This window comes from Methylobacterium sp. Leaf100, assembly GCF_001422845.1.
Classification (GTDB): Bacteria; Pseudomonadota; Alphaproteobacteria; order Rhizobiales; family Beijerinckiaceae; genus Methylobacterium.
In genome coordinates, this window is the sequence record NZ_LMMW01000061.1 from 96,235 (window position 1) to 107,169 (window position 10,935).

General features: G+C 72.8%; 10 protein-coding genes. 8 read left to right on the forward strand and 2 right to left on the reverse strand.

The genetic code is table 11. The features are described from left to right. Nucleotides 1-18: 18 nt before the first annotated feature. Both ASF25_RS19090 and ASF25_RS19095 read left to right on the forward strand, forming a co-directional pair. The gene (locus ASF25_RS19090; protein WP_056306471.1) at nucleotides 19-1,749 is read left to right on the forward strand and encodes a GspE/PulE family protein; all 1,731 of its coding nucleotides are present in this window, start codon (nucleotides 19-21) and stop codon (nucleotides 1,747-1,749) included. Further along, nucleotides 1,749-2,963, forward strand: a complete 1,215-nt coding sequence (locus ASF25_RS19095; protein ID WP_056306472.1) for a type II secretion system F family protein — start codon at nucleotides 1,749-1,751, stop codon at nucleotides 2,961-2,963. The genes ASF25_RS19090 and ASF25_RS19095 overlap by 1 nt, the downstream gene beginning before the upstream one ends. 30 nt (nucleotides 2,964-2,993) lie before the next feature. Here the strand turns inward: ASF25_RS19095 and ASF25_RS19100 are convergent, their stop codons facing one another. After that, a complete protein-coding gene (locus ASF25_RS19100; RefSeq protein ID WP_056264885.1) occupies nucleotides 2,994-3,263 on the reverse strand; it encodes a phosphopantetheine-binding protein in 270 nt (89 codons plus the stop codon). A gap of 336 nt (nucleotides 3,264-3,599) precedes the next feature. Here ASF25_RS19100 and ASF25_RS19105 point away from each other — a divergent pair, with 336 nt between their 5' ends. From ASF25_RS19105 to ASF25_RS19130, 6 genes are read left to right on the forward strand one after another with little or no spacing between them, the layout of a single operon-like run. Next, nucleotides 3,600-4,781 (forward strand): acyl-CoA dehydrogenase family protein, encoded by a 1,182-nt coding sequence (locus ASF25_RS19105; protein ID WP_244473112.1) that lies wholly within the window; start codon nucleotides 3,600-3,602, stop codon nucleotides 4,779-4,781. 55 nt (nucleotides 4,782-4,836) lie between these two features. Beyond that, entirely contained in the window at nucleotides 4,837-5,769 is a 933-nt protein-coding gene (locus tag ASF25_RS19110) for an amino acid--[acyl-carrier-protein] ligase (protein WP_082502951.1), read from the forward strand. A 26-nt stretch (nucleotides 5,770-5,795) separates the two neighbouring features. Continuing rightward, entirely contained in the window at nucleotides 5,796-6,758 is a 963-nt protein-coding gene (locus tag ASF25_RS19115; protein WP_056306473.1) for an alpha/beta hydrolase, read from the forward strand. After that, a complete protein-coding gene (locus ASF25_RS19120) occupies nucleotides 6,755-7,012 on the forward strand; it encodes a hypothetical protein (RefSeq protein ID WP_056165768.1) in 258 nt (85 codons plus the stop codon). Before ASF25_RS19115 ends, ASF25_RS19120 begins: the two co-directional genes overlap by 4 nt. Nucleotides 7,013-7,016: 4 nt before the next feature. Beyond that, nucleotides 7,017-8,387: a fatty acid--CoA ligase family protein gene (locus tag ASF25_RS19125; RefSeq protein WP_056306474.1), complete on the forward strand. Its 1,371-nt coding sequence runs from the start codon at nucleotides 7,017-7,019 to the stop codon at nucleotides 8,385-8,387. After that, nucleotides 8,384-9,148, forward strand: coding sequence for an SDR family NAD(P)-dependent oxidoreductase (locus tag ASF25_RS19130; RefSeq protein WP_056306475.1), 765 nt, complete (start codon nucleotides 8,384-8,386; stop codon nucleotides 9,146-9,148). The genes ASF25_RS19125 and ASF25_RS19130 overlap by 4 nt, the downstream gene beginning before the upstream one ends. Before the next feature lie 3 nt (nucleotides 9,149-9,151). Here ASF25_RS19130 and ASF25_RS19135 read toward each other — a convergent pair whose 3' ends face one another. Beyond that, on the reverse strand, nucleotides 9,152-10,705 hold the full coding sequence (locus tag ASF25_RS19135; protein ID WP_056264869.1) for a hypothetical protein: 1,554 nt from the start codon (nucleotides 10,703-10,705) through the stop codon (nucleotides 9,152-9,154). Nucleotides 10,706-10,935 lie beyond the last annotated feature (230 nt).

Here is a 10,935-nt window from a genome sequence, read left to right on the forward strand (position 1 = left end):
CGAGAACGGACATTCGTCATGCTGAACATCTGGGCCGGAAAGCGCCGCCCGAGGCGCGCCCGGCCCGACCGGCGGGCGCCCGAACGCGACGCCCGGGATGCGGCCCGGGCGTTCGTCGCGGACCTCGCCGAGATGCAGGTGCTCGATGCCGCCGGCCTGGAGCGGGCGCTCGCCGCCCTCGACCTGCCGGGGCGGCGCCCGGTTCCGATCCTGCTCACCGAACTCGGCCTCGTCCACGAGGCCACCCTGGTCTCGGCGCTCGCCGCCTCGACGGGCCTGCCGTTCCTGCGCGACGAGGAGGTGCCGGCCGCCCCCGTCCTGCCGGCGGAGATCGGCGCCGACTATTGCGCCCGCGTCCGGGCGCTGCCCATCGCGGTCGACGCGGACGAGCTCGTCGTCGCGGCCGTCGACGTGTTCGACAGCGAGATCGCGCTGGCCCTGGAGCATCTCACCGAGCGGCGGGTGCGCCTGTGCATCGTCGGACCGGCCGCCTTCGAGCGCGTCCATCGCGCCGTCTACGGCGACGCCGCCCCGGATTCCGAGGCCGGCCTCGACGACGACCTCGCCCGGCTGCAGGATGTGGCGAGCCAAGCCCCCATCGTGCGCCTCGTCGCCCGCCTCGTGCGCGACGCGTTCGCGCGCGGCGCCTCCGACATCCACGTGGAGGCCGAGGAGACGGACGTGCGGGTGCGCTACCGGGTCGACGGGGTGCTCGTCGAATCCGAGCGCCTGCCGAAATCCGTCCAGCTCGCCCTCACCACGCGGGTGAAGATCCTGGCCGGCCTCAACATCGCCGAGCGGCGCCTGCCCCAGGACGGGCGCATGCAGGTGTCCGATCGCGGCCACGACATCGACATCCGCGTCTCGACCCTGCCCACCGCGCACGGGGAGAGCGTGGTGATGCGCGTCCTCGACGGCTCGCGCCGGGTCGACGATTTCTCCGGCCTCGGCTTCGACGCCGCCGCCATCGCCGAGATCGGCGCCATGACGGCGCGGCCGAACGGCCTCGTCCTCGTCACCGGCCCCACCGGCAGCGGCAAGACCACGACCCTCTACGCGGCCCTGCGCGCCATCAGCGGCGCGCACCTCAAGGTCGTCACCGTGGAGGACCCGGTGGAGTACCGGATGGCCGGGATCAACCAGGTCCAGGCCCATCCGGGCATCGGCCTCGACTTCGCGGCGGCCCTGCGCTCGATCCTGCGCCAGGACCCCGACGTGGTCATGGTCGGCGAGATCCGTGACGGCGAGACCGCCCGCATCGCCGTGCAGGCCGCGCTCACCGGCCACCTCGTGATCTCGACCCTCCACACCAACTCGGCCCCCGCCACGGTCACGCGCCTCGTGGACATGGGCGTCGAGCGCTTCCTCATCGCCGCGACCCTGAACGGCGTCATCGCCCAGCGCCTCGTGCGCCGGGTCTGCGCCGATTGCGCGGCGGACGAGCCGGCCTCGCCCGAGGCCTGCCTGCGGCTCGGCCTCGACACCGCCGCGCCCCCGACCCTGAAGCGGGCCCGGGGCTGCGCGGCCTGCAACGGCACCGGCTATCGCGGCCGCATGGTGGTCTCCGAGATCATGACCCTCGACACCCCCCTGCGCACCCTCATCGCGGAGGGCGCCGACGAGCAGCGCCTCGTGGCGCAGGCCCGCGCCTCCGGCATGGCCACCCTGGCGGAGACCGCCCGCGCCCGCGTGATGTCCGGGGAGACCACCCTCGACGAGATCGGCCGCGTGTTCGAGGGTCTGGTCTGATGCCGGCCTTCGCCTACAAAGCCTACGCCCCCGACGGGCGCCTGCGCACGGGCCGGATCGAGGCGGAGGGCCGCGAGCGCGCGGTGTCCGCCCTGCGCAACGACGGCCTGCAGGTGTTCGAGATCGCGCCGGCCGCCGCCGGAGGCGTTCCGTTCTGGCGCCGCGACCTGTTCGGGCGCGACCGCATCAACGATGCCGGCCGCATCGGCTTCCTCAAGGAATTCGGGACCCTGCTGGGTGCCGGCCTCACCGTCGACCGGGCCCTGCGCCTCGTGGAACGGCAGGCGAGCGGGGCGCTCCGCCCCGTCCTGTCCGATCTCCTCGAGCGGGTGATGGCCGGCGCCGCGCTGTCGCGGGCGATGAGCGCGCACCCGCAGGCCTTCCCGCCCGACATGATCGACGCCGTGCGGGCCGGCGAGGCGACCGGCACCCTGGTGGGCGTCCTCTCCAGCCTCACGGCGTCCCTGGAGCGGCGCGACGCCGTGCGCCGCCACCTCACCTCGTCGATGGTCTACCCGGCGATCCTCATTCTCATGGCGATCGGCACGCTGGCCATGGTGATCGGCGTTCTGGTGCCGGCCCTGGCCCCCCTGTTCGACGGCACCGGCAAGCCCGCGCCCCTGGCGATCCGCGCCGCGTCCGCCCTCGGCGACGCCCTGGCCGCGTGGTGGCCCGTCCTCCTCGGCGGCGTGTTCGTAACGGGGGCGCTGCTGGCGAAGTTCTGGGCGAATCCCGCCTTCGCGGCCTTCCGCTCGCGGACGGCCCTGCGCCTGCCCATCGTGCGGGAGATCGTGGTCGGCGCCGAACTCGGCCGCATCTGCCGGGTGCTCGGGACGCTCCTCGAAGCGGAGGTGCAGATTCCCGACGCGGTGGCGGCCACCCGGCCGCTGGCGCGCAACGGCCTGTTTCGCGAGGCCCTGGCCCAGGCCTCGCGCCGCCTGAGCGAGGGCGGCAGCCTCGCCTCCGGCCTCGCGGGCTTGCGCCCCTACGCCGCCTCCACCCTCAACCTCATCACCAGCGGCGAGCAGGTGAACCGCCTCGGCACCGTGCTGCTCCACGCCGCCGAGATGCACGAGACCCGGACCCGCGAGCAGATCGACCGATTGCTGGCCCTGCTGACGCCCCTCGTCACCGTTACCATCGGCGGCCTCATCGGCGGCCTGATCATCTCGGTGATGAGCGCGATCCTCAGCGTCGGCGACCTCGCGCAATGACGGAAGGACCGGCCCCGGGAAGCGCCGGGATCAGGCGCGGGCGCTGACCGTCTCGATCATGCGGGCGATGGACCCGACGGAGTAGAAATTCTTCGGGTTCAGCTGCGCCGGCGGGATCATGATGTCGAACTCCGCCTCGACGGCGATCATCAGGTTGACGAGGTCGAGGGACGAGAGCCCCACGTCGACGAGGGCGTCTTCGGGCTGGAAATCCCGCGCCTGCGACTGCTGTGCCAGGATACCCTTGGCGAGGTACATGGTCCGGTCTGTATAGTTAATGGTATCCAAAGCAGGGCTCATGACGATGCGTCCATGTTGAAGCCGGGTCCGCGCACAGAGGCCACGCAACCGCGACGGTCGTCCAGCATCTTTGGATCGCCGCCCAGCGCCGGTCAACGTTCGGTCGAATCCGAGCGTTATTGGCGTTAATTTTAATCATATCCTCAGGGTTCCGATTCCGCTTCCACAAATAAGCGCGCCTTAATGTCTTCCCTATATTGCTGCATCCCGTGCCGGACAGCACGTTGGGCCCTCGGGTTCCGTGGCACGTGCCGTGACTCAACCGGAATGCTTGCGGGCGGAAGGCTCGGAAGCGGAATGCTTTCGAGGATGACCATGACGATCCAGCAAGGAGCGATGTCCGCCGGGGCCGTGGGCGAGGCCGCCGATCTGCAGGCCCGGGCCGCCGCCGTGGCGGCCGTGGCCGCCGCCCACGCGGAGGCGGTGGACCGCGAGGGCCGCTTTCCGGACGAAGCCCGGGACGCCATGCGGACGCACCGCCTGCTCGGAGCGGCGATCCCCATCGATCTCGGTGGCGAGGGCGCCTCGATGCAGGCGCTCGCCGACATCTGCTACACCTTCGGACGCGCCTGCGCCTCCACGGCGATGATCTTCGCCATGCACCAGACCAAGGTGGCCTGCCTCGTCCGCCACGGCCGCGGCGCGGCCTGGGTCGAGGCGGTGATGCGCCGCATCGCCAGCGAGCAGCTGCTCATGGCGTCCTCCACCACCGAGGGAAACAACGGCGGCAACGTCCGTGTCTCGGCGGCCGCAGTGGCGCGGGACGGCGAGGACATCGTCCTCGACCGCGCCGCTACGGTGATCTCCTACGGAGCGCAGGCCGACGGCATCGTCACCGTCGCGCGCCGGACGGACGAGGCCGCCGCGTCGGACCAGGTGCTGTGCGTCTTCCTGAAGGCCGATTACACCCTGGAACGCCTCGGCGGCTGGCAGACGCTCGGCATGCGCGGCACCTGCAGCAGCGGGTTCCGCCTCCTCGCCCGCGGCCGGGTCGAGCAGGTGCTCGCCGCCCGCTACGCCGACGTCCACAGCCAGACCATGACGCCGGTCTCCCACATCCTGTGGTCGAGCGCCTGGACGGGCATCGCGGCCGGGGCCGTCGACAAGGCCCAGGCCTTCACCCGCACGGCCATGCGGGGGGCCGGCGGCGTCGCCCCGCCCGGCGCCCTGCACTACACCCGCGCCGTGTCCGGCCTGAAGCAGGCCCGCGCGCTCATCGGCCAGAGCCTCGACCGGTTCGAGGCCGCCACCGGCGATCCCGCCGCCCTCTCGGCCCTGGATTTCCAGACCGCCATCACGATGCTCAAGGTCGAGGTCTCGGAACTCGCCGTCTCGACGGTGATGAGCGCCATGCGGGCCAACGGCCTCGCCGGCTACCGGGAGGACGGCGACTTCGCCATCGGCCGGCACCTGCGCGACGTGCTGTCCGCGCCGATCATGATCCACAACGACCGCATCGTCGCCAACCTCGCCACCGCCACCCTGATGGCGCCCGTCGCCGCCTCCCTGCGCGACTGATCGTCGAGACCCGTCGCCCTCCCGCCGAATCCGCCTTTCGCGAAAGTCGAGTCCCATGAACATGAATGTCGGCCGCGCCCCGGCCTCGCCCCCGGCCACGGATCCCCTCGACGCCCTGTTCGACACGATGTTCCGGCCCATGGACGCGCAGGGCGTCTACGCCCGGACCGGCGCCTACGAATCGGTGGTGGAGGCCCTGACCGCGCTGATTTCGTCCAAGCGCGAGGCGGACACCGAGGTGTTCCGGTTCCCGCCGGTGATGAGCCGGGCGCATCTGGAGCGGCACGGCTACCTCAAAAGCTTCCCGAACCTGCTCGGCTGCGTCTCGTGCCTGGAGGGAACCGAACAGGAGATCCTCGCCAAGGCCGATCTCCAGGCAAAGGGCGGCGACTGGACCAGCGGCCTCGAGACCGCCGACCTCGTGCTCACCCCGGCGGCCTGCTACCCGGTCTATCCCATCGCGGCCGCGCGCGGCGCCGTGCCGGCGGCGGGCTATCGCTTCGACGTCGCCTGCGACTGCTTCCGCCGCGAGCCCTCCCCGCACCTCGACCGGCTCCAGTCGTTCCGGATGCGCGAATACGTCGTCATCGGCACGCCCAATCAGGTCGCTGAATTCCGCGAGCGCTGGATCGGCCGCGCCACGGCGATCGCCGACGAACTCGGCCTGCCCTACGTGATCGAGCAGGCGAGCGACCCGTTCTTCGGGCGGCTCGGCCAGATCAAGGCGTTCAGCCAGCTCGAGGCCGCCCTGAAGTTCGAGCTGCTGATCCCGCTGCGCGGCGAGGCCGCCGGCACCGCCTGCATGAGCTTCAACTATCACCGCGAGCATTTCGGCACGACCTGGGATCTGCGCCACGCCGACGGCGAGCCGGCCCATACGGGCTGCGTCGCCTTCGGCATGGACCGCCTCGCCGTGGCGATGTTCGCGACTCACGGCGCGGCCATCGCCGATTGGCCGGTCTCCGTGCGGGCGGCCCTGTCGCTCTGAACCGAACCCGATCGAAGGCGAGCGTGATGGGCCTCGACCCCGCCGTGCGGCGGTTCCTCGACATGATGGCGCTCGGCGGCACTGGCGCGCGCGGCGTCGCCGAACGACGCAAGGGCCAGCAGGTGCTGGCCCAGCTCGCGGGCGCGGCGCCCGTCGCCGTCGCGGCGCGGGATCTCGTGCTCGATCTCCCGTCGGGGCCGTGCGCCGCGCGGGCCTACGCGCCCCGCGACGCCGGGGAGACGGGGCCGGGGCTCGTGTTCTTCCACGGCGGCGGCCTGGTGTCGGGGGACCTCGACACCCACGACGCCATCTGTCGGATCCTCGCGGACTCGGCCGATTGCCGCGTCGTCGCCGTCGCCTATCGTCTCGCCCCGGAGCACCCCTACCCCGCCGCCATCGAGGATGCGGTGGCGGCGTTCGCCCACGTGGCGCAGGCGGCGGAAGCCTTCGGCCTCGACGCGAGCCGCCTCGGGATCGGCGGGGATTCGGCCGGCGCGGGTCTCGCCGCGCGGACGACCCAGATGTTGCGCGGCCGCGCGGCCATCGCCGGTCAGCTCCTGATCTGCCCGGTCCTCGATCTCACCTGCGCGACGGAGTCCCACCGCGCCTTCGCCACCGGCCACTTCCTCGACGCCGAGACCGTGCGCCACGACATCGCCGCCTGCGGCGTCGCGGACGTCGTGGCGGATCCCCGCGTCTCGCCCGGGCGCGAGCCGGACCTGACGGGCCTGCCCCCGGCCCACATCCACACGGCGTCCCACGACATCATGCGCGACGACGGCGCCGCCTACGCGGCCCGTCTCGCGGAGGCCCGCATCCCCGTGGTCCACACCTGCCACGCGGGCATGATCCACTACTTCTACGGTCTCGGCCGCCTCATCCCCACGGCGCGCCCGATCCTCGCGGAGATCGGTGCCGCATTCGGCGCTCATCTGCGCGGCGATCCGGCCCGAACCATCCCCCAATCCCCGCACCGGAGAGCATCATGAGCGTTCGTTCCACCCTCGTTTCCGAAATCGAAGCCATCACCCGCGATCACGACAAGGCGATGCCGCCGCTGACCGACGACCTCGTGCTCCTCGACACGCCGTTCGATTCCCTGTGCTTCGCCCTGCTGGTCGCCCGCATGGAGGATCTCGTCGGCGTCGACCCGTTCAGCACCCTGGAGGTCGCCGACCTACCGGTGACGCTGGGCGACCTCGTGGCACTCTACGAGCGCGCCGCCGTCGCGGCCGCGGCCTGAGCCGATGACCCTGCGTGACCGCCTGACGCGCGCGGGCAGCCTCGACGGCTTGTTCCTCTCGGACCGAACCGCGCGCCGGTCGCTTCCCGCCCTGATCGCGTCCCAGACCCGGACCGACCTCACGGAGCGCCTCGCCGGGCGCGCGGTCCTCGTCGCCACGGGCGGCCAGATGAACGCCGCCCTGGCGATGCTCGCCCTCGACGGGCTGGTGGGCCGGATGGTGCTGGCCCCTCCGGGCCTCACGGGAGAGGAAGCGGCACAGATCCTCGCCACCGCCGAGATCGACCTCTGCGTCACGGACGCGGCCTGTCCGTTCCGGGTGGCGCTGAACGGGCTGCCCTGCGTGGAGGCCACGGAGGCGGCCCTGGCCGCTCCGCTCCCGGCCCCCCGCCCGACCGAATGGGTGCTCGCCACCTCGGGCACCACCGGTGCGCCGAAACTCGTGGTCCACACCCTCGAGGGCCTCGCGGGCGGGATCAACGTCGCGGCGACGCCCGAGCCCGGCACGGTCTGGAGCACGTTCTACGACATCCGCCGCTACGGCGGCCTCCAGGTGTTCCTGCGGGCGATCCTCGGGCCGGCGCCCCTCGTCCTGTCGGAGGCGGACGAGCCGGTCCGCGACTACCTCGTGCGAGTGGCCGAGGCCGGGGTCACCCACATCCTCGGCACGCCCTCGCACTGGCGCCTCGCCCTCATGAGCACGGCCCTCGACCGCCTCGCGCCGCGCTACGCCCGCCTCTCCGGCGAGATCGCCGACCAGGCGATCCTCGACCAGATGCGCGCCGCCTTTCCCGAGGCGCGCATCGCCCACGCCTACGCCTCGACGGAGGGCGGCGTCGGCTTCACCGTCGAGGACGGCCGCGAGGGGTTTCCCGCCGGGTTCGTCGGCGCGCGCACGGGCATCGAGATCGTGGTGCGCGAGGGGACCCTCCAGATCCGCTCGCAGCGCACGGGCCGGCGCTATCTCGGCGCCGACGCCGCCGCGCTGACCGACGCGGACGGGTTCGTCGACAGCGGCGATCTCGTGGAATTGCGCGGCGCGCGCTACCACTTCCTCGGCCGGCGCAGCGGCATCATCAACGTCGGCGGCGCCAAGGTTCAGCCCGAGGAGGTCGAGACCATCCTCAACAGCCACCCCCGCGTGTCCATGTCCCGGGTCCGGCCGCGGCCGAACCCGATCCTCGGCGCCGTGGTCGAGGCCGAGATCGTCCTGCGGGAGGATGGCGGCGCACCGGACGATCCGGCCGGCCTCAAACAGGCGATCATCGCCCATTGCCGGCCGCATCTGGCCAAGCACAAGGTCCCGGTCAGCGTGAAGTTCGTGCCCGCCCTGCCGATCTCGGCCGGCGGCAAGCTCCTGCGGGGCGTCTCGTGACCGGGCCGAATCCGACCGAACCGACCCCGACCCAGCGGCGCACCGTCATCGTCACGGGCGGGAGCCGGGGCATCGGGCTTTCCATCGCCACCGGCCTGGCGGCGGAGGGCTTCCGGGTGGTGGCCGTCGCGCGCCGCCCCTCGGAGGCGTTCGAGGCCGCGGCGCGGGCGGCCCCGGACGGGGCGATGCATTTCTCGGCCTGCGATCTCGGGCAGACCGAGGCGCTGCAGCCCCTGGTGCGGGGCATCCGCGCCGCGCACGGCCCGATCTACGGGCTCGTCAACAACGCGGCCATCGGCACGCCCGGGCTGCTCGCCACCATGCCCGACCGCGAGATCCAAGACCTCGTGCACATCAACACCGTGGCGCCGATGCTGCTCACCAAATACGTGGTGCGGGGTATGATGGCGGCGGGCGCCGGGCGCATCGTGAACGTGAGCTCGATCATCGCCTTCACGGGCTACAACGCGCTCTCGGTCTACGCCGCCACCAAGGCCGCCTCCATCGGCTTCACCCGCTCACTCGCACGGGAAGTCGGCCGGCTCGGGGTCACGGTGAACGCCGTGGCACCGGGCTTCGTCGAGACGGCGCTGACCGAGGGGATGGACGAGGCCGAGCGCGGGCGGGTGGCCAACCGCGCCGCCCTGCGCCGCCTCGCCGACCCGGAGGATGTGGCCAACGCCGTCGCCTACCTGATGTCGGACAAGGCCCGCAACGTCACCGGCACGGTTCTCACCGTGGATGCCGGCAGCACCGCCTGAGCCTCACGCGCTCCGGCGACGGACGCGCTTCACCATCCGGCGGGGCGAGACGCGCGGGGCCCGGGCGGAGCCGTCGATGAATTCGAAGCCGCCGGCGGCGTTGAGCGAGTGCAGCCGCGAGCCCGGCCAGAGGGGGCCCGCCTCGATCCGCGACAGGAAGCTCTGGGCGAAGCCGTCCTCGTCGAGGCGGTCGATCCGCATGAGTCCGAGGGCCCAGCCGTAACCGCGGCTGCAATCCTGGACCGGGCGCACCGCCTGCCCGTCATGCACCACGACGCGGCCGGCGGGCCGCGCGGCGGCGGTGTCGACGAGGACCGGGTTCGCCCGGTGCGGCGCCCATGGTCCGCGGAAATCCGGCGCGCTCCAGAGGTAGAGCGCGTCGGAGAACGAGCCGTGCCCGAGGGGGGCCGCCGCCGGCGCCTCGCGCACGGTGGCGAACAGCCACCAGCGGCCATCGTGCTCGAACAGGGTCGGGTCGCTCGCCGCGACGTCGGCGACGAGGGTCGCCTCCTTGACCCAGCCGCCGGGGAAGTCCGTCGCGCGGTAGAGGTCGATGGTGCCGGCGGCGCAGCACTCGGGCACCATCCAGACGGCGCCGTCGCGCGCGAAGACGAACGGATACGACAGGTGGTGGGCGGTCTCCAGCACCCGGACGGGCGTGCCGACGGGCCCGGTCTCGTCGAAGGCCACCGCGGAGATCACGCCCTTGGCCGAGGCGTGATCGTACTCCTCCACGAACAGCCAGCACCGGCCCGCGTGCACGATGGGGAAGGGATCGGCATAGAAGCGTCGTCCGTCGTCGGGGAGTTCGTGCCAGCCCGAATCCGGGTGGCGGCCCAGGGCGACGAGGTCCGGTCCGTCGAGGCGTCGCCAGCCGATGCGCCAATGCGGGGCGCGGTAGCCGAGGTGATAGAGGCGCCGCACCGCGCTGCCCACGGCGATGCGGGCCGCGCGCCGGGCGAGGTCGCGGGCGCCGAGACCCGCCCCGGACGCGGGCGGCGGCGAACCGGCGGGGATCGGCGCCGCGCCCCCCACGAAGGCGGCGGCGATCATCGTCACCGTCCGGGCGAGCCCGTCCTCGAAGGTGGTGCGGACGACGCCCCGCACTTCCGTGCCGAGGCGCGCCTCGCAGAGGACGCGGCCATCCGCGACGAGGCTCGCGACCGGCACGCGGCCGGCGAGCAGGCTCGCCAGAAGCGCCGCCTCGCCGGGTTGTCCGTCGTAGAGGAGGCGCCAGACCGGGACGCCGTCGGGCGCATCGCAATCGCCGCCTAGATCGATGACGCAGTCGGGCCGCACGGCCGCACGGTCGGCCGAGGCCAGCCACGGCAGAGCCGCCGCCTCGGCCTCGTTTAGGCGGGCGGCGGGACCGCCCGGCGGCAGGCCGTGAAACAGGGTCTCGATCCGGAACAGCCGGTCGGCGTTGGCGGGCCACGCGGCCACGCGCGAGCGGGCATCGACCACGACGCGGCAGCCCGGCCGGGCACCGAGGCGCGCGACCAGGGCGGCGTGCCACCCGCGGGGGCCGCGCCCGTCGAGGCAGAGCCTTACGAGCACGACGGATCCCGCAGGCGGATCGGGTCTCGAAGGCCTGACGAATTTCGAAGGCCCGATGGATCTCGAAGGCACGCCAAGTTTCGCATCGTCGTCACTTCCGCTGCCGGGGCATCCCGGTCCACCGCGCGACCGGGCGCATCGACGGGCGGGGTACGGGCGCTGCTCGGCGGGATGGGCCGAGGGCCGGATCGCCGGCGGCCCGTGACGAGCCTGCGGAGACGAAGTAAACT